At 40.5% G+C, this 22629-nt stretch carries 23 protein-coding genes; 10 read left to right on the forward strand and 13 right to left on the reverse strand.

The genetic code is table 11. From position 1 onward, the window contains the following. Positions 1–196 precede the first annotated feature (196 nt). On the forward strand, positions 197–1030 hold the full coding sequence (locus tag K2F45_RS23090; protein WP_075994080.1) for a sulfite exporter TauE/SafE family protein: 834 nt from the start codon (positions 197–199) through the stop codon (positions 1028–1030). A gap of 77 nt (positions 1031–1107) precedes the next feature. Further along, positions 1108–1509 (forward strand): DUF1634 domain-containing protein, encoded by a 402-nt coding sequence (locus K2F45_RS23095; protein WP_075994081.1) that lies wholly within the window; start codon positions 1108–1110, stop codon positions 1507–1509. A gap of 7 nt (positions 1510–1516) precedes the next feature. Here K2F45_RS23095 and K2F45_RS23100 read toward each other — a convergent pair whose 3' ends face one another. Beyond that, complete coding sequence (locus K2F45_RS23100; protein WP_248932517.1) at positions 1517–2056, reverse strand: GNAT family N-acetyltransferase; 540 nt, start codon at positions 2054–2056, stop codon at positions 1517–1519. Positions 2057–2301: 245 nt separating this feature from the next. Between K2F45_RS23100 and K2F45_RS23105 the strand changes: the two genes are divergently transcribed. Both K2F45_RS23105 and K2F45_RS23110 read left to right on the forward strand, forming a co-directional pair. After that, positions 2302–2889, forward strand: coding sequence for a Crp/Fnr family transcriptional regulator (locus tag K2F45_RS23105; RefSeq protein ID WP_075994967.1), 588 nt, complete (start codon positions 2302–2304; stop codon positions 2887–2889). 104 nt (positions 2890–2993) lie between these two features. After that, on the forward strand, positions 2994–3587 hold the full coding sequence (locus K2F45_RS23110; RefSeq protein WP_075994083.1) for a YceI family protein: 594 nt from the start codon (positions 2994–2996) through the stop codon (positions 3585–3587). A gap of 62 nt (positions 3588–3649) precedes the next feature. Here the strand turns inward: K2F45_RS23110 and K2F45_RS23115 are convergent, their stop codons facing one another. From K2F45_RS23115 to K2F45_RS23130, 4 genes are all read right to left on the reverse strand, one after another. After that, a complete protein-coding gene (locus K2F45_RS23115; protein WP_248932518.1) occupies positions 3650–4435 on the reverse strand; it encodes an SDR family oxidoreductase in 786 nt (261 codons plus the stop codon). A 77-nt stretch (positions 4436–4512) separates the two neighbouring features. Next, positions 4513–6165 (reverse strand): ABC1 kinase family protein, encoded by a 1653-nt coding sequence (locus K2F45_RS23120; RefSeq protein ID WP_248932519.1) that lies wholly within the window; start codon positions 6163–6165, stop codon positions 4513–4515. A 94-nt stretch (positions 6166–6259) separates the two neighbouring features. Beyond that, positions 6260–6901 carry a hypothetical protein gene (locus K2F45_RS23125; RefSeq protein ID WP_075994086.1) on the reverse strand — a complete coding sequence of 214 codons (642 nt, stop codon included), beginning with the start codon at positions 6899–6901 and terminating at the stop codon, positions 6260–6262. Continuing rightward, positions 6891–7394, reverse strand: coding sequence for an RNA polymerase sigma factor (locus K2F45_RS23130; protein WP_075994087.1), 504 nt, complete (start codon positions 7392–7394; stop codon positions 6891–6893). Before K2F45_RS23130 ends, K2F45_RS23125 begins: the two co-directional genes overlap by 11 nt. Positions 7395–7511: 117 nt before the next feature. On the opposite strand from K2F45_RS23130, the gene K2F45_RS23135 reads away from it, so the two are divergent. Further along, positions 7512–7949, forward strand: a complete 438-nt coding sequence (locus K2F45_RS23135; protein WP_075994088.1) for an acyl-CoA thioesterase — start codon at positions 7512–7514, stop codon at positions 7947–7949. A gap of 158 nt (positions 7950–8107) precedes the next feature. Here the strand turns inward: K2F45_RS23135 and K2F45_RS23140 are convergent, their stop codons facing one another. The 3 genes from K2F45_RS23140 to K2F45_RS23150 all read right to left on the reverse strand — a co-directional run bounded on the left by K2F45_RS23140 (position 8108) and on the right by K2F45_RS23150 (position 10088). Further along, on the reverse strand, positions 8108–8551 hold the full coding sequence (locus K2F45_RS23140; protein ID WP_075994089.1) for an Hsp20/alpha crystallin family protein: 444 nt from the start codon (positions 8549–8551) through the stop codon (positions 8108–8110). 379 nt (positions 8552–8930) lie between these two features. After that, positions 8931–9641 carry an AAA family ATPase gene (locus tag K2F45_RS23145; RefSeq protein WP_075994090.1) on the reverse strand — a complete coding sequence of 237 codons (711 nt, stop codon included), beginning with the start codon at positions 9639–9641 and terminating at the stop codon, positions 8931–8933. A gap of 78 nt (positions 9642–9719) precedes the next feature. Then, positions 9720–10088, reverse strand: a complete 369-nt coding sequence (locus tag K2F45_RS23150) for a dihydroneopterin aldolase (RefSeq protein WP_248932520.1) — start codon at positions 10086–10088, stop codon at positions 9720–9722. Positions 10089–10160: 72 nt separating this feature from the next. Between K2F45_RS23150 and K2F45_RS23155 the strand changes: the two genes are divergently transcribed. The 3 genes from K2F45_RS23155 to K2F45_RS23165 all read left to right on the forward strand — a co-directional run bounded on the left by K2F45_RS23155 (position 10161) and on the right by K2F45_RS23165 (position 14063). Then, positions 10161–10889: a 3-keto-disaccharide hydrolase gene (locus tag K2F45_RS23155; protein WP_083663847.1), complete on the forward strand. Its 729-nt coding sequence runs from the start codon at positions 10161–10163 to the stop codon at positions 10887–10889. Positions 10890–11154: 265 nt separating this feature from the next. Continuing rightward, positions 11155–13338: a S9 family peptidase gene (locus K2F45_RS23160; protein ID WP_248932521.1), complete on the forward strand. Its 2184-nt coding sequence runs from the start codon at positions 11155–11157 to the stop codon at positions 13336–13338. Between the two features lie 119 nt (positions 13339–13457). Further along, positions 13458–14063, forward strand: a complete 606-nt coding sequence (locus K2F45_RS23165; protein WP_248932522.1) for a CDP-alcohol phosphatidyltransferase family protein — start codon at positions 13458–13460, stop codon at positions 14061–14063. On the opposite strand, the gene K2F45_RS23170 is transcribed toward K2F45_RS23165, so the two are convergent. The 3 genes from K2F45_RS23170 to asnB all read right to left on the reverse strand — a co-directional run bounded on the left by K2F45_RS23170 (position 14060) and on the right by asnB (position 18571). Next, on the reverse strand, positions 14060–15031 hold the full coding sequence (locus K2F45_RS23170) for a polysaccharide deacetylase family protein (protein WP_237241814.1): 972 nt from the start codon (positions 15029–15031) through the stop codon (positions 14060–14062). The genes K2F45_RS23165 and K2F45_RS23170 overlap by 4 nt on opposite strands. Next, a complete protein-coding gene (locus tag K2F45_RS23175; protein WP_075994094.1) occupies positions 15031–16599 on the reverse strand; it encodes a M20/M25/M40 family metallo-hydrolase in 1569 nt (522 codons plus the stop codon). The genes K2F45_RS23170 and K2F45_RS23175 overlap by 1 nt, the downstream gene beginning before the upstream one ends. Positions 16600–16882: 283 nt before the next feature. After that, positions 16883–18571, reverse strand: coding sequence for an asparagine synthase B (asnB, locus tag K2F45_RS23180; protein ID WP_075994095.1), 1689 nt, complete (start codon positions 18569–18571; stop codon positions 16883–16885). Positions 18572–18806: 235 nt separating this feature from the next. Between asnB and K2F45_RS23185 the strand changes: the two genes are divergently transcribed. Together K2F45_RS23185 and K2F45_RS23190 are read left to right on the forward strand one after the other, a co-directional pair. After that, on the forward strand, positions 18807–19382 hold the full coding sequence (locus K2F45_RS23185) for a Crp/Fnr family transcriptional regulator (RefSeq protein ID WP_075994096.1): 576 nt from the start codon (positions 18807–18809) through the stop codon (positions 19380–19382). 177 nt (positions 19383–19559) lie between these two features. Next, positions 19560–20021, forward strand: coding sequence for a VOC family protein (locus K2F45_RS23190; protein WP_159731185.1), 462 nt, complete (start codon positions 19560–19562; stop codon positions 20019–20021). A 168-nt stretch (positions 20022–20189) separates the two neighbouring features. Here K2F45_RS23190 and K2F45_RS23195 read toward each other — a convergent pair whose 3' ends face one another. Together K2F45_RS23195 and K2F45_RS23200 are read right to left on the reverse strand one after the other, a co-directional pair. Next, positions 20190–20525, reverse strand: a complete 336-nt coding sequence (locus K2F45_RS23195; RefSeq protein WP_075994097.1) for a HopJ type III effector protein — start codon at positions 20523–20525, stop codon at positions 20190–20192. A 78-nt stretch (positions 20526–20603) separates the two neighbouring features. Next, a complete protein-coding gene (locus K2F45_RS23200; RefSeq protein WP_248932523.1) occupies positions 20604–22442 on the reverse strand; it encodes a UbiD family decarboxylase in 1839 nt (612 codons plus the stop codon). Between the last annotated feature and the right edge of the window lie 187 nt (positions 22443–22629).

Here is a 22629-nt window from a genome sequence, read left to right on the forward strand (position 1 = left end):
AAGGTCATCGATACTGCCCCGCGCTGGGAAGCGGCAGGGCAGTATCATTTTTTTGATGATACTTTTGATGTAACATTTGTATCTATTCCGGCTTAAAAATTTCAAAAACAATAAAAAGCCCTTAAGTTTACAACAAATTACCTTCCATTAAGCGAAAGCTGCTTTTTGGATCACACAAACAAACAAACAAATATTTATGACTATTCTCACCTTTACAATCATCCTTCTCCTGGGTGCTTTTGTAGCAGGACTCTTAGGATCCCTGACAGGCTTAGGCGGAGGGGTCGTTGTCATCCCTTTATTGACTCTGCTGTTTCATGTCGACATCCGTTATGCCATTGGAGCTGCCTTGCTTGCTTCCATAGCGACTTCATCCGGTGCAGCTACAGCTTACGTCAAGGAAGGCATCACCAACATCCGACTGGGGATGTTTCTTGAAATTGCAACTACCATTGGAGCAGTGATCGGCGCTGTTATTGCCATTTACATGCCTACGAATACCATTGCAATCATCTTTGGTGTTGTACTTATCTTCTCTGCGGCTATGACGGTACGTAAGAAAAACGAACACGCACTTTCCGGCGGTTCGGTCCTGGCAGAAAAATTGAAGCTGAACAGTACCTATCCTGCTGATGGCAAATTAATTCCATACAAACTTACCAACATAGCCGGAGGCTTCTCTTTGATGGGGATTGCCGGAATTCTTTCCGGTCTATTAGGAATCGGCTCAGGATCCCTTAAAGTTCTCGCAATGGACAGCATGATGAAAATTCCATTTAAAGTCAGTACCACAACGAGCAACTTTATGATCGGTGTCACCGCAGCTGCTTCTGCAGTAGTCTATCTACAAAGAGGCTATATGGATCCAGGTATTGCTTTTCCAGTTATCCTAGGCGTATTATGCGGCGCCATTACCGGATCCAAGCTCTTAAAACGTATGAATCCGAAGACTTTACGCATTATTTTCGCCGTCGCCATTACATTGGTGGCATTGGAAATGATCTTCAACGGATTCCAGCATAAATTCTAAAAACGGTAGTTTACACGATTTAGAATTTTAGTTTGTAACGTCCTTCCGCTAGACAATGAAGGACATAACTACTCAAAATGAAACAAGTATTTTCGAAACACTATTGGGGAGACAAGGACATCTCACTTTTGGTAGGACAAATTTTACGTATAGGCGTTATACTCGCCTCCTCTATTCTTATTCTTGGTGGTATTTTCTACCTCATTGTTCATGGACAGGATACGGTACCGAATTACAGAGATTTTGTCGGTGAGGGAAATTCCAACACAACAATGACCGGAATTATTACCGGGGCATTTAGCCGAAATATTCCACAGGTTATACAGCTCGGTGTACTGCTATTGATTTGCACCCCCATCGTGCGCGTGATTGGCTCGTTATTGGGGTTTATCATCGAGAAGGATAGGCTTTACATTATTATCACATTAATTGTATTAACCGTCATTATAGGCAGTATACTCAGCGGGGTCAAGGGATAATAAGGCTTTATCTCTTGATCCGCCGCCAGGCCGATTTTTCTAATGCGTATTCAAAATTTTTACGTTCAGGTTCGTTCACATAGCTGACCATCTTTTCAGCCACTTTAATTGCGCCCAAGCGCTCAACTGCTGTCTGAGAACGATAATTTTCAGCCCCCACATGCAGGTAAATTCGATCCACAAAATTGAAGGCAAAATCAAACATCATCTCTTTGACCAATGGATTGATTCCTGCACCCCAATAGGATCGGGCATAAAACGTATACCCAACAAAAATCGATTTTTCCGCTTCATCAAGCCCATAATACCGCGTACTACCAATGCAGGCACCACTTACCTTATCCAAGATCAAATAAGCAGACTTACTTGCCAAGGCACCTTCAAAAAATAGGCGAAAAACATCTTCCTTCCAGCGGTCCTTATTGGGATGCTGTTCCCAGATCAGGGGATCTTTGGCAACTTGATACAACGTATCAAAATCCGCTGGTTCCATGATTCGTAATACGACCTTATCGTTTTCAAGGGTATTGGGTGCAACAAACTTCATGAGACATATTTATGGTTTTAGCAATCAAATTATTTTAAATCCTACAGAAGATACCAATTATTGATGAAACTATTTAAATTACGGCAATATCCAGTCAAATATTACACCAAAATGTTGATTTCATCGCTGTTTTGATAAAATTGAATAAAAGCAACAACCATCAACTGGATTATTTCAACTTAGAATTGATAGGAGTCAAACAGCTTGTTAAATTAGTATTACAAAATTTTGTATTTTACAGCCAAATGGAACAATTCAAGGAATTTGTAAAACAACGCATTGATGTCACCGAGGAAGAACTGAATGACATCGTTTCACGTTATCAGGTAAGGAAAATAAAGAAAAAAGAATACTTTCTCCGTGCAGGCGAAGTCTGCCATCATGAGGCCTATGTGATCAGTGGGTTATTTAAATCATTCTATGTCACCGCCGATGGAATCGAACATATTCTACAGTTTGCAATTGAAGACTGGTGGATCGGCGATATCGCGAGCTTCAATTACCAGGAACCCGCACTACAAAACATCCAGGCCCTGGAAAACTCCGTGGTACTTACACTGTCAAAAAAAAATAAAGACAAACTCTACGAAGATCATCCAATCTTTGAGAAACTCTCCAGGATAATGGCCCAACGTGCACAAATAGCATCGCAGCACCGTATTATCTCGAGCATAGGTTTTACAGCACAAGAGCGGTATCTGGATTTCATCAAAAGGTATCCTAAAATCTACCCGCGGATCTCCAATATGCAATTAGCCTCCTATCTCGGTGTCACACAAGAGTTTTTAAGCCGTCTAAAAAGGCAAATATTGAAGCCTAATCGAAATTCTTGACCTACATCAATTTTTTCTTTGCTAGTTTATCCCACCTTTGCAAAGCTTGTTCAAACAAACATTTTGAACTTTTGAAGGTTAGATAAATAAAAAAAGAAAACAAGATGAATAAATTTTTCCAAATTCTGGCAGCAGCAGTATTAATGGTTAATGCCGCTGTAGCACAAGTAAAGTGGTCTGCTGACCCTGCGCACACAAATGCAAGATTCGATGTAAAACACCTTGGAATCAGCTTTGTTGACGGTGAATTCACAAAGGTAGAAGGTACAGTTGAAACTGCTACTGGAACAAGTTTTAACAATGCCAAAGTAAATTTCGCTATCGACGTCAATAGCATCGATACACGTATCGCAGCTCGCGACAACCACTTGAAAACCGATGATTTCTTTGCTGCGGAAAAATTCCCTAAAATGACATTGAAGTCTATCAGTTTTAAAAATGCAAAAGTAAAAGGAAAATATGTTATGGTAGCAGATTTGACTATTCGTGATGTAACGAAAAAAGTAACTTTCGATGTGACTCAAAATGGCGGAATCATTACCGACCCTTGGGGAAAAACACGTGCCGGCTTTACTGCTAAAACAAAAATTAACCGTCAGGATTTTGGCATCAAATACAATGATAAATTACCATCTGGTGTAGAGGCAGTTGCTTCTGATGTGGATATCATTGTCAATACCGAATTGGTATTGAACTAATTGAAAATAATAAATCACACAAACTTAGTGGCTATCCTATTTGATATAGGATAGCCACTTTTTTATAAGCCTTTTAACATACCGCCATCCAGGGGAATATTGGTCCCAGTCAGATAACCTGCATATTCGGAGCAAAGGAAAGCGACGAGATAACCGTATTCTTCAGGCTTACCCAGGCGCTGTGCAGGAACCTGTTTTAACCGCAATTGCAACGCTTCCTCATAGGAAATTCCCAGACGTTGTGCATCTAGGTTGGTTAGCGACTGGATACGATCCGTATCAAACAGACCTGTTAAGATGCTGTTGACAGTCACACCGTCTTTGGCAACATCTTCGGCCAACGATTTACTCCAGCTAATCAATGCTGTACGGATTGTATTGGACAACACTAAATTAGATACCGGTTCTTTCACTGTTGAAGAAGACACATTAATAATACGGCCATATCGGTTTGCCAACATATAAGGCAGCGCACATGAGGTTGTGTAGCAATGATTTTGAAATAAGAGTTCAAAAGCATGTTGGTAATCCGCCAGATTTTTTTGGTCTATGGTTCCAGATTGTGGACCATTCGAATTATTGATCAAAATATCAACCTTATTCGACTCAAAATAATGTGCTATCTGCTTTTTGTATGCTTCGTGGTTGTTATAATCCACCAAGATATATTGATGTACCTGTCCTTTGGAGGTATCAAGACTTTCACAGGTACGCTGCAGCTTTTCCTCATGTCTGGACGCTAAAGTTACAGATACACCGCAAGAGGCAAGCACCTGGGCAATACCTGCACCTATACCCGCAGAACTCGCTCCGATCAACGCCTTTTTCCCATTTAGATTGATTTCCATATTTTTTTGTTTTCTATTTTATCGTGTGTATGTATGCATAGCCCATCATCGTCGCTGAAAATGTATGCTAGATCTAGCTAATCGTTGTCTTTTGCCCGGATCATCGCGATAAATAAATATATGGCAAATACCCATGCTGAGCCAAGGCATATCCAGGCAAAAATGGGAATTCCCCACCACTGCGGTTCTACCCTTGCAACGATAATCATTCCGCCCAGTAAATTGAGTGACATAAACATAATACCGATGACAATACGATTGACCCCCTTGCGTAAAATGGCATTAAAAGATCGCGCACTGATCAGACGATGGTTGAGTGTAAAATTTCCCGTCCGAAACAAACGCACAAGGGCACGCATATCTTCAGGGAGTTTTTCGACATCGCGGGCAAAAGATTCAACTTTATGTTTTCCTTTTTTGAATATCGCCTCTGGAGAGAGTCGTTCCATCATAATCCTTCGTGCAAAAGGCTTGATACTCTCCATAATATTAAGATCGGGATATAACTGGCGTCCAATACCTTCCATCAACGAAATGCCCCGCATCAACTGATAGATATATTCCGGAAAATACAAGCGGTTGTCGCCAATGATGTTCCACAGTTTATTAAACAATAAATCTAAGCTAAGATCCCCGAGAGACACATTGTCAATCATATCGAAAATCTCATATAGGGATCTTTCAAACCGGTTGCGGTCCGGAATATGGCTCACCACCGCAACGTCTTCAATCACATCGGCTAAACGGACAGCATCTTCGGAAATAGCCGATTGAATAAACTCCTCAAGCTGCCTACGGTCTATTCCCAATAATTTACCCATATTTCCAAAATCCAAAAAAGCAATCCGTCCATCCGGCATCACCATCATATTGCCGGGATGGGGGTCGCCATGAAAGAAACCATGGATAATCACTTGCTCAAGGTATAAATTGATCCCATTTTTGACCAGCGTTTGGACATCCATTCCCCGACGTTTAATTTCAACGGCATCAGTTACCTTGAAACCATCAAGATATTCCATGCAAAGAACACGGTCCGAGGAGAGTTCAGGATAAACACGGGGTACCTTGATCAGTTTATTTCCTTTAAAGTTCTTCGCGAAGCGCTCGATGTTATGCCGCTCAATCACCAGGGACATTTCTTCCTGCATGGTCGTAGCGAAAGATTCAACAATCAGCAGCAGATTAAGGTTTTCCAGTACGTCATTGTACATGGTTAGGATTTTGGCAATATCACGCATGAGCGCCAGATCACAGCGCATAACCTCATCGATGCCGGGACGTCGGACTTTTAAAACCACAGGGGTTCCATCTTTTAAGGTTGCGCGATATACCTGTGCAATAGAGGCCGCAGCAAAAGGTTCCGCAGCAATCTCCTGGAAATGCGCCTCAATATCCAGCTCCAGTTCTTCCTTCAGATAAGATTTAATATCCACTTCAAAGGGCGGCACATTGTCCTCCAGACGCTTCAGTTCCTCTACGAGCTCTTTGGGCAACAATCCTTCCCGGGTCGAAGCAGATTGTCCAAGCTTAATAAAAGCCGGACCGAGCTCCTCAAGTGCCATGCGAATACGGGTATAAACACTAATCTCATCGACATCAATAGGATGTTCTACGGCTGATCTGGGTCCTTTCCACGGCAATCGAGCGATCGCATCTTTAAAACCATATTTGGCCAATATACTTAAGATCTGGGAACTGCGCTGTAACTTCTTTGTCGGATTATACATAATGGACAATGATTTTCGATAACAATATACGAAATATCCATGCGCTATAAACACGAACACCTGTAAAACAAAGTAGATATTTCATGTGGTCGCTCTATTCCGTTTCCATTTGATCCAATTTTTCCTTGATCTCTGCGATATACCTACTGTAGTAACAACGAATCATAATTTCTGTCAGACCAACAACAAGGACGATAGACACAATTGCCGAAAGAATCATCCACACAATAAAGTTCGGTTCCTCTTGGAAAGTTTCCTTGAAATGGTACAACCGATCAAACCACACCGTTGTCTTATTCTGTGCTATCATAATAAGATATAGAAACAAAGCTTGTGGAATCATCACATAGGCCGCAATACGATAAGTCTCTACGGCATACTTCAAATCGTAATACAACTTGAGCAAATGTTCTTTAGAAGCCAACAACTCGATCTTTTTCGTGCTCTTTACCAAATAAAAGAACCTCCGGTAATATAAAAGACTTGATAACGATATCTGTACGATAAAAAAGTAATAGGCAAATGCCGCATAACCTTCAATCTTATACATTGGCAAGATAGGCACCAAAAACAAAAAGCCCATACAAACGACCCAGGAGATAAACTCGCGTTTGATATTCTTGCGCAACTTGCCCATGATATTGCCAACTTCCTTATAGTATTTGAGATTTGGATTCTGTAAATCCTCATCTGTAGGCTGTTCCTGCCAAGATTTCTTTAACTCATCAAAATTCATACTTGTATTTTTTAATGATTTGTTGAATTCGCTCCTTTGTGCGGTTTAATTTTACGCGGGCATTGACTTCCGATATACCCAGATTCTCTGCAATCTCGCGATGACTCTGACCTTCCAAAAACAAAAATATCAGGGCTTTTTCAATTGCATTGAGCTCTTGAACGGCCTGGTAAAAGACTTTCAGTTGCTCATCTTTATCGGTATCGTAAGCTTCTTCTGCAAAATCATGTCGCTCCTCTAACGCATCATAAATCTGATGCTTCTTTTCTTTTTTTAAGAATACCATTGCGGTATTGAGGGCAACACGGTACATCCACGTTGAAAATTTACTCTGTTGCTTAAATGTCGCATAGGATTTCCACAGCTGATACACGATTTCCTGATACAGATCTTGCCGCCCCTCGTGATCATCCATATACATACGGCTCACCTTAACGAGAATACCTTTATTCTCGTCAATCAGTCGAAGAAATTCTATTTCCGATGGGTTCACCTAGCGATTTTTCTTTAAATATATTTAGGTAATAAGTATAGCAAACAAACAAAGTGTTACAGCTTTATTTAAAAATATGTAAATTGTTATTAAAAAAGAGACTAATCGCTGAAGATTATGGAGAATATATTTTATCAAGGTCAAATTATATGGGCGCAGATCGATGCAAATAGACATATGCGGCATTCTGCTTACGCAGACATATGCGCTCAGGCCCGTAGTAATATGTTGAACAAAATGGGCTTTTCGTTGGATAAATTTGCCGAATTTCATATCGGTCCGATTTTGTTCAGGGAAGAACTTATCTATTTTAAAGAAGTACATTTGGATGAATATGTACAGGTAAAAGTAGAACTGACGAAATACAACAAAACAAATAGTCGTTTTTCATTTATACATCAGGTTTTTCGTAATGACGGAGTTTTGTGCTGTACCGTTAACGTCGATGGAGCCTGGCTGGACCTTCAAAAGCGGAAATTAACAAAATTACCAGAAGAGATGGAGCCTTATCTCGCCAGAATTCCCCGATCTGAAAACTATACGGAAACTGAATAGTCTTTTCATCATGTCAAGACCATCCTTATAAGAGAAAAATCCCTCGGAACACAAACGGAACTCCGAGGGATTAAAACATAAACTAAACCTAAAAACTATTGTCTTTTATTCACCTTTTGGTCATTCCCAAAATGAACTATTTCTTGTGCATTGCTGAATTATTTAACTTCAATCAAACGTTTTGCAATGATTGCATCTTCTTTCTTACCAACAGTCAAAATTAATATCCCACCTTCATAGGCAGCCTCGATATTGCTGTAATCTACGGTCTCTGGCAATGTAAATGATCTTGAGAACGAAGAGTAATTGAATTCTTTTTTGCTGTATAATTTTTCTTCACTAACACTTTCCTCTTTTTTCTCAGCTGAAATCGTAATTAGATTTTTATCTACATTGATCTTAAAATCAGATTTATCCAATCCGGGCGCTGCCATTTCAACTTTAAATGATTTTTCGGATTCCGATATATTGACCGCCGGCACACGGGATACCAAACGATCTGAAATGAAGTTATCATTGAATAAATTGTCAAATACAGTGTTTACAAATGGATTTACTGCATCAGTGTTTAAACTTTTTGTAGGGAATTTAATTAATGCCATTTTTTGTCCTCCTAATTTTTTGTTTTATTGTTAAGCTTTTTTGTTCTAACTATTTGAAGAGAATTATTCAATTTGCGTACCAGCAGTTTTTAAAAGACAAAATGTCATTTAAAAACAAAAACAAATGCCATTTTGACTCATTCACAAACTATTGTTAGCGACTTAGCGATCAATCTGTCATCGACGCCCCGCCCTATCATAAATTGTCTCCATATACAGACTAACGTATAGGAGACAAAACAGTTTATCAGAAGGTGTTATTTTTTTATTAAGCATCTGAAGCGGAGCGTTCAACTAACAGACTAACGTAGAAGAGAAAAACAGTTATCAGAAATCGCTATTTTTATTAAGTATCTCAAGCGGAGCGTTCAAAAAATCATTAAGGTTGATTTTGTTCCAATGCAGCAATCAATAAGAATTTGACAGCATCGTAAATATAGTCCTTAGCCTCTGCATAGGAGATCCCATAGCGTCGAGGTACGACATCAGCATAATGCGGAAATGGCCTAAATAATTTATCATAATAAGCATCCAACTGCACCATTGTCGGCAACTCAAACGCCAAACGAAGCTGAAACCGCCGGATAATGGCTGTATCCAATATTTCGGGATGGTTGGTTGCTGCAATCAATACCGCTTCAGCAGGAAAATAATCGATCAGCTGAATAATGGTATTCACGAGACGACGCATTTCACCCACATCCTTTTCTTCACTAATCCGTGCCTTTCCTATCTGATCGAATTCATCTAAAAACAGTACCGCTTTTTCACGCCCAGCTTTATCAAAGACCTGTTTAATGTGCTGCGAGGTTTCACCAATACGAGAAGAAATGAGGTTGCTCAGATTCAACACATAAATTGGTTTTTCGAGCGCTGTGGCCAAGGCTTTCGCCGTTGTTGTTTTTCCGCAACCAGAATAACCGTGCAGTAAAATCTTATTACTCACCGGCAGGCCATATTGTGAAAGCTCTTTAATATAACGATGCTCTTTAATCAGCTGATGGAGCTTCTGACGGCTCTCCTCTTCCAAGAAAACATCTTCCAAAGCTATCCTTTCCTTATCGGCAATTACAAGATCGTAAATATTCATAATGTTAATTTAAGACTATCAGATAACGGTTGGCAAAACTAAATCTTTCAGTCGATATATAGCTGATCCAGTTTCGATTTAATCCTTGAAATATTTAAGGCCAACTTGGGAGCAGGAAAGATCTCCAACAAAGGGAGGGTTCGATTTACGTATCACCACTTCGATCGTCAGGGCATGGGATACTTTTTCCCGAATCTGATCTAATATTTCTGAAGCCGCAGATTCCAACAATTTCCGTTTAGGCTGCATGACGCTAGCGGTAATCTGATAGAGTTCTTCGTAATTAAGTGTATTTTTTAAGTTCTCTGTCTCGGTATTCAAAAAGGGAAAACATACATCAATAGAAACAAAAAACTCATTGCCAAGCACCTGTTCTTCTTCATAATAACCTATTGGTGCATAGAATCGGGCTTCTTTCAGCGATACTGTTTGTAAAATGGTTGCCATGTACAAACCTAAGGAAATTGTTCCATACAGATGGAATTATTTGTATATTTAGCCATACCAAAAACCCAACAGATGAACTTTTTTTTATCATCAGCACTAGCAACAACGCTCTTATTTGGTGCCACAGCACTGCAGGCCCAAACCAATATGAAAGCCAGTGACACGGAATATTATAGTCCTGTCCCCCCTACATTAACGATCGATCATGGTATTCCAAGCGATGCAATTGTCCTTTTTGACGGGAAGGATCTCAGTAAGTGGAAAAGTGAAAAAGGGAAAGCCAATTGGACTGTAGCCAACAACGTACTCGAAGTAAAACCGGGAGCTGGAGCCATTGAGACTAACGAACACTTTAGCGATTTTCAACTGCATGTTGAATGGAAAAGCCCCGAAGTAATCAAAGGTGAAGGCCAAGGACGCGGCAATAGTGGAATTTTCCTACAGGGGCATTATGAAATTCAGGTATTGGACAACAATAACAACCCAACTTATGTCAATGGTGGAGCGGGTAGCCTGTACAAACAACGTCCGCCATTGGCGCAAGTAATTGCACCGGACAAATGGCATGTATATGATATTATTTATAAGGCGCCTCAATTCAGCAAAGATGGAATATTGACCGCTAAAGGAACGGTAACAGTCTTACATAATGGGGTCGTTGTACAAAACAATACCCAAATCGACGGTACCACAGAATATATAGGACTACCTAAGCAGATAAGCCATGGCCCAGGCCCGATTATACTGCAGGATCACGGTGATTTGGTCCAGTTCAGAAACATTTGGCTACGTAAACTATAGCTAAGCAGCAAGAAGTAAAAGACTGCTGCAAACAATTTTAGTTAGAAAAGCAACAATTCTGTATTAGGTTTTATAGGGCTATTTCCCTAATTTAGCCCTATAAAATTTAAAAACAAACGGAATGTAATGAGCTCCTTGCGCCATTAATTTCTTACCGCAATAGACTTAGAAGCCTTATGTGAGTGGATTAATGACACGCAAATAACCACTGGAATGGGCTCACTTATGCCGTTGAGTATAAACATTCACACAATATTACAGTTTAATGAAAAGAATTGCGCTATTCTTCTTGTTGGCAAGCTCCATCAGCAGCTATGCACAACGTAACCTCAATTTAGAAGAAACAGTATTTGGTCCCCGCACGTATGCCCCAACATCGATAGCCGGAGCATCGTGGATCCCAAAATCAAACAACCTCTCCTATCTCGATAAATCGTACCAGAACCTATTATCCAAAAGCGCTTCCAACAACTGGAGCGAAACAAATCTCGTATCTAAAACAGATCTCGAAAAAGCACTAAAAACGGCTATCCCCAACGAAACATTTAATTTGCGCGTATTTCCTTACGACTACAAATGGCGCGACGGAAATGTACTATTACTGCAAGTTGAAGGAAAAGATAAAACCTATACGGTAGCTTACAACATTAAATCAAAAAATATTGAAAGTTTTATCGGTAATGACAACCAGGGAGCTAATCGCGAGATCAGTTCGGATTTTTCAAAAATCGCCTATTTAGTAGACAACAACATCGCAATTGTTGACAAAAACGGCAAAATTACCGCTGTAACCAACGATACAGACAAAGGAATTGTCAATGGAAGCGATTACACCCACCGTCAAGAATTTGGCATCAAGAAAGGAATGTGGTGGAACAATCAAAATGACAAACTGCTGTACTACCACAAAGACGAGACGATGGTTGCCAATTATCCATTACCGCAATGGAGTCCCAAAATTGCGGATATCAAATGGATCAAATACCCCATGACAGGCCAAAAATCAGAAGAAGTTTCTTTGATCGTTTACAATACCACCACAGGGCAAAAGGTAACCCTTCAAACCGGCGAGCATTCAGAGCAATATTTAACCATGGTCACTTGGGATCCTTCTGGTAAATACATCTACGTCGGAGTACTTAACCGTGGGCAAAATGATCTTAAAGTCAACAAATACAACGCAGAAAACGGCTCCTTCGTCAAAACCCTGTTCGAAGAAACTGCAACAACCTGGGTTGAACCAGAAAACCCATTGACATTCTTACCAAACAAACCGGATCAATTCCTTTATCAATCCGATAAAGAGGGTTATAATCAACTTTACCTTTATAACACGGAGGGCAATTTGATTAAGAAATTAGGCTATAAAGACATTGTCATGGAAGCATTCCTTGACTTTTCGGCTGATGGCAACAAAGTAAGTTATACAGGAGTAACCAACAACGGTTTAGATCGCCAATTATTTGAGGTCGATCTAAAATCAGGTAAAACGGTTCAATTAACGAATGAATCCGGCATACACCATGCTGCGCTAAGTGGCGATGGCAAGTACATCTACGATCAGTATAGTAATTTAAAAACACCAAATAAAGTTCAGATCAAAGAAGTAAAATCTGCTAAAGAAACAACCTTAGTCAATGCTGAGAATCCTTTTGCCGGAAAAATAAATGAACCTAAAATTGAATTTGTACAATTGACATCCGCAGATGGAAAATACCCATTGACAGGACGTATCATTTATCCCAACGATTTTGATCCCGCAAAAAAATACCCCGTCATGTACTATTTATACGGCGGATCACATTCGCAGCTGGTTTCCAACAAATGGCTAGGGGGCGCTGGTTATTTTGACATGTATATGGCCCAACAAGGCTATATCGTGTTCACTATGGACAATCGTGGCACAAATTACAGAGGCCGTGATTTCTATACTGCTACGCATCGCAACCTCGGTCAAAATGAAATGGCCGACCAGATGAAAGGAATTGAGTTCCTAAAATCAAAATCTTTTGTTGACCAACAGCGCATGGGTATTTTCGGGTGGAGCTTCGGTGGTTTTATGACAACTTCCTTCATGTTACATCATAACGATATTTTCAAGGCTGCTGTAGCAGGAGGCCCTGTAATCGACTGGAAATTTTATGAGGTTATGTATGGCGAACGCTATATGGACACTCCACAAGAAAATCCCGAAGGTTATAAATTGACTTCTCTGCTCAATAAAGCCGATCAACTGAAAGGAAGACTATTGATTATTCATGGTGCACAAGACCCTGTCGTTGTACAACAAAACAGCATGGAGTTTTTAGAAGCCTGTATTAAAGCCGGAAAGCAAGTAGATTATTTTCTATACCCTACTCATGAACACAATGTGATGGGAAAAGACCGTATTCATATGTACGAAAAAATTGCAGACTACTTTAATCAGCACCTCAAAAATCCTTCCTAAAACTCGAGCAAGCTAGAAAAACAAAAAAGGCACCTTTCAATATGAAAGATGCCTTTTTTGTTTTATCATGTACAATACGTATCTTTAATGACAACGCTTTAACCGATTATCCATAGACTTTGAAGAAGAACATTCCTTTTGCCCTGATCATACTGCGCCTTGTCTTAGGCCTGCTGCTGTTGCTCTTTTACTGGCTCAAAGTGGATCATTTTAAATGGTATGCAATTTCATTTCTTATAATCGGATTATTAAGCGACATATTCGACGGCATTATTGCCCGTAGGCTAGCTGTTTCTACCACGTTGTTACGTCGATGGGACTCCAGTGTTGATCTCCTGTTTTTTGCCTGCATTTCACTGGTAAGTTACCTAAGCTGTCCCCAATTTTTTAAGGATAATGCTACATTGATTTTGATCCTGGTCGGATCAGAGATAGTAACCTACATCATTAGCTTTGCAAAATTTAAAAAGGAAATTGCAACACACTCCATTGGAGCGAAGATCTGGACGCTGTTTTTATTCGCCCTTTTAGTCGAATTACTGCTACATTGCCAATCAACAATCTTATTTCAGTTAACGGTCTGGCTGGGCCTTCTTACACGTTTGGAAATTATTGCTATTATCCTCACGCTCAAAAACTGGTCTAACGACATCCCAAGTATCTACCACGCTATCCAGCTACGCAAAGGAAAGGCGATCCTTAAAAACAAGTTGTTCAATAGTTAACGCGACTCCTCATCCAAGCTTTCAGATAAGCTATACAATGTCCAATGTTTTGTTTTTATTGACTGAGATTCTGTCCGAAGCAACTGGATAAAATCCTGCACACCGAGTTCTTCATTCCCATTACCATGAATCAGAACAATACTTCCGTTCTTGGCTTGCTGTCCTTTAGCCAACCATGCATCCGAGCCAACTGCAATAAGACCATAAGACAACAGCCGCTCAATAATATTTCGATCTGAAACTAAGCCCGGACAACGAAAAAAAACGGAAGGCATAAGCCCATTTTTTAGCATCAATTTTTCATTCTCCAATACCTCATAATTTAGATTCGTATTTTTAGACAGCAGAAAATTGGACGTTAAAGGGTTATTATTAAAAACATGGTCGTACGTATGATTGATCCAGGTAATCTTTACACCTTTTGTATCCAATGACTTTAGCCATTCCAGATCTGCAGCATGATTTAGCATCCATTTGCCCGAAACAGAAACGGCCAGTGGCAGGGTGCTATCAATTCCCTTAAACGCAACGAGAAGATCCTCAAAAATAGCTTTGTCCAAAGGTTTGTGTGAAGGACATAGATCGATCGTCAAATTAATACCAGCCTCTTTGGGAAGTCTAAAATTCAATCCCGCATCCTGTAAGTTATTTTCAGTTTTTCTGACCAAGGAAAAACAACTTTCATATACCGAACCACTTAGACTTTTCGTAACCTGAGCCGCATCTTTGTACAGAACGCTTACTGATCGATCTCCTACTACACGCGTTTGCAATGTAGTAGGATCTACCGTTAAATAATATTTTACAGCATTTTTCGTGAAACTACGGATCCCCACCAGGGAATTATTATTTTCACGAAGGATTAACCACTCGGTTCTGTAGTTTTCCAAATTAGCAAATGAAGCCTGTCCATAAGAGAATAGGGCGCATACCAAAAATAGACAAACAAAAATGAGCTGTTTCATCATCAGTTACCACTTGTTCTTTTTGACTGTAGATTTGTTGGCCATACCGTCTGCTTGCCATCTTTATCGATTGGCAATATGATCTTTTCCCGGGAGACCAAAGTTGGTTCTTCACAGGCTAGGTAAGTTAAAATCGCAACGATAATAGCGTTTTGTTTCACCTCATCAAACACAATCTTATCGTAGGTATCGCGATTGGTATGCCAGGTCACTTTACCATAATCCCAGGAAGTGGAAGAGAGCCCAAAGGCTGGAATTCCTTTTTGAACGAAAGAAGAGTGATCACTCCCTCCCGTCCCCGGCATGCCCGGAAAACTGGTTTGGATTTCATTGCGGAACTCTTCAGGCAAATATTGCAGCCAGCGGCTAATGTATTCGTAGGACTTTTCAAAACCACTCCCCCCGATACGGACAATTCGCCCCGTCCCGTTATCCTGATTCCATACCACCTGTATATTTTTAGCGATCTCGGGATGGTCCTCGACAAATGCGGAAGAACCGTTCAGCCCCTGTTCCTCACTTCCCCAGTTACCGACCAAAATTGTTCTTTTATTTTCCGGATAAACCTTTCTTAAAATACGGACTGCCTCCATCATTGTAATTACCCCGGTAGCATTGTCTGTCGCACCCGAAGCGCCGTCCCAAGAATCCAGATGTGCAGAAAGCACAACATATTCGTCCGGTTTTTCTTTTCCTTTGATCTCCGCAATACTATTATAGGTTTTTGATGTCCCAAGCTCCTTTGAATTTCCCTGTAGTGATACCCGAGGTTTGACCCCATGTTCTGCCATGCGGTATAACAGACCATAATCTTCTAGGCCGATATTAAATACCGGAATCTGTTTGGACTTTGCGTCAAAAATCCGTGTGATGCCCGGCAACTCCGTCCAGTAAGAATCTATGACACCAACTGCCCCGGCATTCTCTAAAGCCAAAGGAATTGTCCGACGGGTGCTTCCCGTGTAAGACATACTAGTTTCCCATTTCTTCAACTGATCATTCTTTAAGGTTTGATATTTTTCATAACCTTTCGGGGAAGCAGACTCCTTCCAGTTGGCATCAGATCTTCCCGACAGTGGATTCATCCCAATCAATACAATCTTGCCTTTAACTCTTTTTAGCCACGACTGAAAATCAGATTGGGAGCTAAACAAAGGCATAGCGACCACTTCTGCCTCGATCCCTTTCTCCTTCGTCATAGGACTAAAAGCCAACTGTGTACCTTCTAAAGACTTTATTCTCGGATAAGTCATCGTCACTTGAGAAGTTCCCCGTTCCCAGGAACGCCATTCACCATAAGGCTCATTACGAGCCTGTGCTCCAAGCGCATTATAATTTTTGACAACCCAATCATGTGCCTGTTGCATTTGCGGACTCCCGACAAGACGGGGGCCGATCATATCGACAAGCTCAAACGCATACTTCTCCAATTGTGAATTTGCATTTGCCTCCTGCACAATTGACGAAACCATCGCGTCTTTATTTTGAGCAAAAATAGTTGGAGCGCTCAACAATAGAAGTGCCAGCCCCAAAGATTTCATTCCACGGTGTTTCATTGAATCTATCTTCATCTGTATATCATTATTTATAATAAATTGTTAACCAGCGAACACGGCCATCGGGAGTATACTTAATTGTACATTCACTTTCCTATTTTGTTCACCTATAGCTAATTCAGAAACCCAAAGTTTCCTGTGATTGGTTTTTCCGAAAATTACTAAAGAATATTTAAAAAAACACATTCATTTTTAATCAATTAAAGAATATGCCCTTATTTAGTTAAAAAGAGAACATAAAAAAGCCTGAAAAGAGTCTTTCCAGGCTTTACTAAATATAGATATGAGGGTTGATTAGTTACACTGCTTCCACTTTGGATTTTTCATAGCTCTCTTGGTGGACTGAGGCTACAGCTCTTCCAGATGGATCATTCAGATGCTGGAAAGAAGCATCCCAAGCCAAGGCCTCTGGTGTACTGCATGCGACAGATTTTACCGAAGGAACAGTTTGTGCCGCCGCTGTTGAAGGAAAATGGGACTCGAAAATTGTCCGATATAAAAACTCTTCCTTATTTTTCGGTGTGTTTATCGGGAAGCGCGTTGAAGCCTCTGCAAATTCCTGATCAGAAACTTTATTTTCAGCCTGCTCTTTCAAGGTATCGATCCAGCTATAGCCTACACCATCAGAAAATTGCTCTTTCTGGCGCCATGCGATGCTCTCCGGCAAGTAGTCTTCAAATGCCTTACGTACAACCCATTTCTCCATTCTTCCTTCGCGAATCATTTTATCGGAAGGATTGATACGCATGGCAATATCCATAAATTCTTTATCCAAGAAAGGCACACGTCCTTCTACTCCCCAGGCCGCAAGTGATTTATTTGCCCGCAGACAATCGTATAGATAGAGCTTTTTCAGCTTGCGTACAGTTTCTTCATGAAATTCCTGCGCATTAGGTGCTTTATGAAAATAAAGATACCCACCAAAAAGCTCGTCTGAACCTTCACCTGACAATACCATTTTTATGCCCATTGATTTGATTACACGAGCTAATAAATACATAGGTGTAGAAGCACGTACCGTTGTAACGTCATAAGTTTCCAGGTGATAGATCACATCACGAATAGCATCCAATCCTTCTTGGATCGTAAAGTTGATCTCGTGGTGTATCGTTCCGATATGATCTGCAGCTTTTTGTGCTGCAATTAGATCCGGTGCACCCTTCAGTCCCACCGCAAATGAATGTAATTGAGGATACCAAGCATCTTCTTTATCGTCACTTTCAATGCGTTTGGAGGCAAACTTCTTCGTTACCGCCGCAATAACGGATGAATCCAATCCTCCGGACAGCAGTACACCGTAAGGTACATCTGACATCAATTGACGATGTACCGCATCTTCCAAAGCTTTGCGTAAAACGGCGATATCGGTCTCGTTGTCTTTTACGACAGCGTAACTTTCCCAATCACGTTGGTACCAGCGCTGCGGAGTTTTCCCAGCTTTGCTATACAAGTAATGTCCCGGAGGAAATTGTTCAATCGTCGTACAGAAACCTTCCAGTGATTTTAATTCAGATGCAACAAACAACTGTCCCTGTTCATCTTCACCGTAATATAAAGGGATAATACCCATATGGTCACGTGCAACAAAAAAGGAATCATCACGCGAATCATAGAGTGCAAATCCAAAAATACCATTTAATTCATCCACAAATGAGGGACCTTTTGCTAAATATAAAGCCAAAACAACTTCAGAGTCACTTTGTGTAGAAAACGCATAATCAGGAAGGCTATTTCTTAATTCATGGTGGTTATAGATCTCGCCATTAACTGCTAGTACAACTTTACCATCCGGACTGTACAAAGGTTGACTTCCCGATTTGGGATCAACGATAGCTAATCTCTCGTGTGCCAACAAAGCTTTCTCACCAGTAAATATACCCGACCAATCGGGACCACGGTGACGAATACGTTTTGACATTTCTAATACTTGAGATCTCAATGAGCTTGCAGGTTGCTTTAATTCAAAAGCGCCAATAATTCCACACATATTATGAAAATTTTAAATATTTCGTTTTTACATTATGTTATTGACACAAAGTAAAACAATTAAAAACTAAATTCATAATATTTTTTAATTTTTATTGTGTTTTTATTAAAAATAACTTCATAAACAAACAAAATTATCAACGAAACACTTATTTGTTTACAATAATCACACAATAGATTAACAATTGATCTGCGGATTTATCGTTAAATTAACGTCATAATCAAATAACCAGGACATGGATCTCATTAGAACCTTCTATAGTGAGCTTGCGCTCACACCACAGGAATTAACGGCCATCACGGAGAAACACGAAGCCATAACCGTCAAAAAGGGCGATTTTATATTGACCAAGGGACAGGTTTCAAATGCTTACTACTTGATTGAGTACGGACTTACACGCTCCTTTTTACATGATTATGAAGGCAATGAAGTTACCATCGGCTTCTGTAGTGACAATGATGTTGTCATTGAAGTGGCTTCTTTTTTTCAACGCAATCCAACGGTGGAAAATATTCAGGCGCTCATGGAAACCCGTCTCTGGAAAATAAAATTTGAAGATTTCCAGGAACTCTTTCATCAGATACCTGAATTTAGGGAATGGGGCCGTTCCTGGATGGCTAAAGAACTTGTTCACAGCAAAAATAGAGCTATTGCCATGATTACAGAACCTGCTACTGCCCGCTATCTACGCCTGATTAAGGAAAAACCAATATTGATACAGCAAGCCCCCTTAAAGCATATCGCATCTTATCTAGGTATCACCGACACTTCCCTAAGCCGTATTCGAAAGGAAATTGTCCATGGAAATTAGTCCTTTTTAATGAATAAAGAACTACTTTTTTAAATCTTGCCTTAAGGCAAGATTTTTAAGAAAACTTCAGTTTAATTTTACAAATGTACTCCCAAGCTATTTATTGTAGTCCCCCGGGAACAATAATTGAGAAAAAGAACGAAAAGAAGTAATCATTATATTCAAAAATTAGAAATCATGGCAAAATTACACGCTTATCTAAATTTCAACGGAAACTGTGAAGAAGCATTCAATTTTTATGAAAAAGTCTTCAACACAAAGAACCCAGGCTACATGCGTTACGGAGATATCCCCGCTGATCCACAAATGCCACCTGTTCCAGATGAAGCAAAAAACAAAATCTGTCATACAGCAATTTCGATCAATGGAGACAGCATGTTGATGGGTGCCGATGTCATTCCTGCTTTTGGTCAACAATACATTCAAGGAAACAACAGCTATGTTATGCTGATGTGTGAAAGCACCACAGAGGCAAAAACATTATACGATGCACTGAGTACCAATGCAAAGGCTGTTGAAATGCCGCTCGGCGAAACATTCTTTGCCGAACTATACAGCGCTTTTCAAGATCAATTTGGCATTTGCTGGATGGTTTATTTTGGCGGAAATAAAGAAGAAGATTGCGAAAGTAAGCCTTAAGCCAGCGAAACAGTCCGCAATATATTTGGCAAAAAAGGGCGATAACAACAGTTTACCGCCCTTTCTTTTTGGGGTGACTTTTGCCTATTTTATGCGATCTCAATCGAAACTGTCGCTACAGCAAGTGCATCCCTATTCGACCGTAAGCTCCCCCTAAAGCTGAACGTATTATTTCTTTACCAATACCTCTTGCTCAAACAGGATCCCATCCCAGCCATTTGTCCTAAATTGACGGATGTTCTGATGTCCCTCTCCCTCAGGATTATCGAGTACATTCTGATAATGCTCGGCAAAAAGGCGCAAAGTATCCTCCTGCGAAAGACCATTCAACTGTGCAAAATAGAAAACTTTTGCACTGCCTTGATTTTCTTCTTTCGAATTTTTCAACGTCCCATTCTGAAATGCACTGGGACTATAGCTGTAATGATCGGCAATATGAGCCAATACTTCCTGAAACTGTAATTCGCTTCCTTTTGATTTAATCAATAATTCTGCTGTATTCATCTTGATGTTATACCTTTTAAAATCTATTCTAATTTAATTTCTCAACCATAAACCTGAATGAACAGGCATTAAGCGCCCTTAAATAACTCCATGCAGCGAGCCTCCCTTTGCAGCAAGCTGATCCACACGCCTTTCCACCGCTTCATCTTTAATCAAAGCCGGGGCATGGTGGGGTTTTGTTCGCGCATCAATAATCAGAGGACCTTCACAACCCCAATGTTTAAATGCTGTAAAACTATTTATTCCATAAATATCATACGCAGGATTACTCCGGGTAAACGTTGTCCAAACAAAGTTATTGACAGTAGCAGCGGTAAAGTTAGCATCATCGCATAACACGATCAATGGAAAACCTTCCCAGGAGCTTGCTGCGGCAGCGCGACACCATTCCGCCATAATTTTCGATTCATTCTCGTATGTGGAGAATGCCTGTCCATCTATCGCAATAACACCAGGTATGACAAATTTTGCCTGATTAAAAGGTCGTGGCAGCTCAAAATTGGCTGGCAATTCACGACCCAATGTTCTTTTCTTTGTACCAGCAGCAGCAAAAACCACCTTTGAACCCGCATTTAATCCATCGCCGGAATAATCTAAGGTATCAATAGTCGTGTTGGTCTGAAAATGAACATCTCGAGTAAGGTCTATGCGTTCAAGGATATGCCCCAAAAAAGCCGGAATATCATAAATATCCAATTGCGGATTATCTTCATGTGCTGAAATAAACAAATATTTAGCAAGGCTGAGCTGGTTTTTACCCAGTATCTGATTGGCTATTGTTAAAATTTCCTGCGGTCGATCGACACGTTGATAAGGCGTATACCGTTCAGACCCTATTGCAAAAAGCAAGGGATGTACACCAGCCGCATCAACAGCATTAACTGCATGGAGGCCCGAAATCTCCTTTGGAATAGCCGCACCCGTAATTTCGTGGATTAAAGCACCAAAGCTAGTATCCTCCTGCGGCGGTCGCCCCACAACCGTAAAAGACCAAATTGGATTTTTCTTGTGGTACACATTATGCACCTTCATCAAAGGAAACGGATGAGTTAAGCTATAATAGCCGATATGGTCACCAAAAGGACCTTCCGGTTTATTTTCGTTGGGATAAACGGTACCTGTAATAACAAAGTCCGCATCCGCAGAGATACAAAAGCCTTCATCATCATAAAAATAGCGGAATCTTCTATTTCCCAATGCTCCGGCAAAGATCATCTCGGAGAGTCCTTCCGGTAGTGGCATTACTGCAGACAAGGGGTGGGCTGGAGGTCCGCCGACAAAAATACTCACCTTTAAAGGTTTACCGAGCGCGTTTGCCTTAGTTTGATGGACCCCGATACCACGATGTAATTGATAATGTAAACCAATCTCCTGATCGGGCAGATAATCATTCCCGGAAAGCTGAATCCGGTACATCCCCAAATTAGCCTGCATAATACCAGGTTTGGCAACATCTTCCGTATATACCTGCGGCATCGTCACAAAAGCGCCACCGTCCATTGGCCAGTTGACAATCTGCGGAAGTTTACTAATTGATGTTTTTCCGTGAAGTATGGGAGCCCCCGACTTTTTTTTCCAGGGTAAAGCTCCTAGGGCGGTCATCGATGAACCAATATATTGAAAGGGATTTTTCAGCACTGCGGCAGGATTCATCTTAACGTCCACCAATTTTTTCAGGTGATCCAACGAATCCCGAAACATAAACTTCGAACGATCCAGCGTTCCAAATAAATTAGATACAGCGGGAAACTCCGAACCTTTGATATTTTCAAAATACAATGCCGGTCCTTCAACATCAAATACCCGCATATGAATTGCAGCCATCTCCAGATACGGATCGACCTCTTCTTTGATCCGGATTAAATGGCCATGTTTTTCAAGATCCGCAACACATGCTTCTAAACTATTGTATCCCATATATTAAATCTGCTTCAACACGTTAATCCACAAATTTAACAGAATAATTTATTAAACAGGATATAAAGAGAAAACCTTTAGCGATCTTCGATCTTGCTCCCCTACCATCGGATACAACCGACATAAGATGGCCAAAACACCCTAAAAGCAACGTTCAAACAAAACAAGCACATCGAGCAAGGGCTTC

This window comes from Sphingobacterium siyangense, from assembly GCF_023277505.1.
Taxonomy (GTDB): Bacteria; Bacteroidota; Bacteroidia; order Sphingobacteriales; family Sphingobacteriaceae; genus Sphingobacterium; species Sphingobacterium siyangense.

What these genes read in the sequence shown, in the direction of transcription:
- K2F45_RS23090 (WP_075994080.1), top strand. Translation starts at nt 197, where the DNA reads ATGACTATTCTCACCTTTACAATCATCCTTCTCCTGGGTGCTTTTGTA.
- K2F45_RS23095 (WP_075994081.1), top strand. Translation starts at nt 1,108, where the DNA reads ATGAAACAAGTATTTTCGAAACACTATTGGGGAGACAAGGACATCTCA.
- K2F45_RS23100 (WP_248932517.1), bottom strand. Translation starts at nt 2,056, where the DNA reads ATGAAGTTTGTTGCACCCAATACCCTTGAAAACGATAAGGTCGTATTA.
- K2F45_RS23105 (WP_075994967.1), top strand. Translation starts at nt 2,302, where the DNA reads ATGGAACAATTCAAGGAATTTGTAAAACAACGCATTGATGTCACCGAG.
- K2F45_RS23110 (WP_075994083.1), top strand. Translation starts at nt 2,994, where the DNA reads ATGAATAAATTTTTCCAAATTCTGGCAGCAGCAGTATTAATGGTTAAT.
- K2F45_RS23115 (WP_248932518.1), bottom strand. Translation starts at nt 4,435, where the DNA reads ATGGAAATCAATCTAAATGGGAAAAAGGCGTTGATCGGAGCGAGTTCT.
- K2F45_RS23120 (WP_248932519.1), bottom strand. Translation starts at nt 6,165, where the DNA reads ATGTATAATCCGACAAAGAAGTTACAGCGCAGTTCCCAGATCTTAAGT.
- K2F45_RS23125 (WP_075994086.1), bottom strand. Translation starts at nt 6,901, where the DNA reads ATGAATTTTGATGAGTTAAAGAAATCTTGGCAGGAACAGCCTACAGAT.
- K2F45_RS23135 (WP_075994088.1), top strand. Translation starts at nt 7,512, where the DNA reads ATGGAGAATATATTTTATCAAGGTCAAATTATATGGGCGCAGATCGAT.
- K2F45_RS23140 (WP_075994089.1), bottom strand. Translation starts at nt 8,551, where the DNA reads ATGGCATTAATTAAATTCCCTACAAAAAGTTTAAACACTGATGCAGTA.
- K2F45_RS23145 (WP_075994090.1), bottom strand. Translation starts at nt 9,641, where the DNA reads ATGAATATTTACGATCTTGTAATTGCCGATAAGGAAAGGATAGCTTTG.
- K2F45_RS23150 (WP_248932520.1), bottom strand. Translation starts at nt 10,088, where the DNA reads ATGGCAACCATTTTACAAACAGTATCGCTGAAAGAAGCCCGATTCTAT.
- K2F45_RS23155 (WP_083663847.1), top strand. Translation starts at nt 10,161, where the DNA reads ATGAACTTTTTTTTATCATCAGCACTAGCAACAACGCTCTTATTTGGT.
- K2F45_RS23160 (WP_248932521.1), top strand. Translation starts at nt 11,155, where the DNA reads ATGAAAAGAATTGCGCTATTCTTCTTGTTGGCAAGCTCCATCAGCAGC.
- K2F45_RS23170 (WP_237241814.1), bottom strand. Translation starts at nt 15,031, where the DNA reads ATGATGAAACAGCTCATTTTTGTTTGTCTATTTTTGGTATGCGCCCTA.
- K2F45_RS23175 (WP_075994094.1), bottom strand. Translation starts at nt 16,599, where the DNA reads ATGAAGATAGATTCAATGAAACACCGTGGAATGAAATCTTTGGGGCTG.
- asnB (WP_075994095.1), bottom strand. Translation starts at nt 18,571, where the DNA reads ATGTGTGGAATTATTGGCGCTTTTGAATTAAAGCAACCTGCAAGCTCA.
- K2F45_RS23185 (WP_075994096.1), top strand. Translation starts at nt 18,807, where the DNA reads ATGGATCTCATTAGAACCTTCTATAGTGAGCTTGCGCTCACACCACAG.
- K2F45_RS23190 (WP_159731185.1), top strand. Translation starts at nt 19,560, where the DNA reads ATGGCAAAATTACACGCTTATCTAAATTTCAACGGAAACTGTGAAGAA.
- K2F45_RS23195 (WP_075994097.1), bottom strand. Translation starts at nt 20,525, where the DNA reads ATGAATACAGCAGAATTATTGATTAAATCAAAAGGAAGCGAATTACAG.
- K2F45_RS23200 (WP_248932523.1), bottom strand. Translation starts at nt 22,442, where the DNA reads ATGGGATACAATAGTTTAGAAGCATGTGTTGCGGATCTTGAAAAACAT.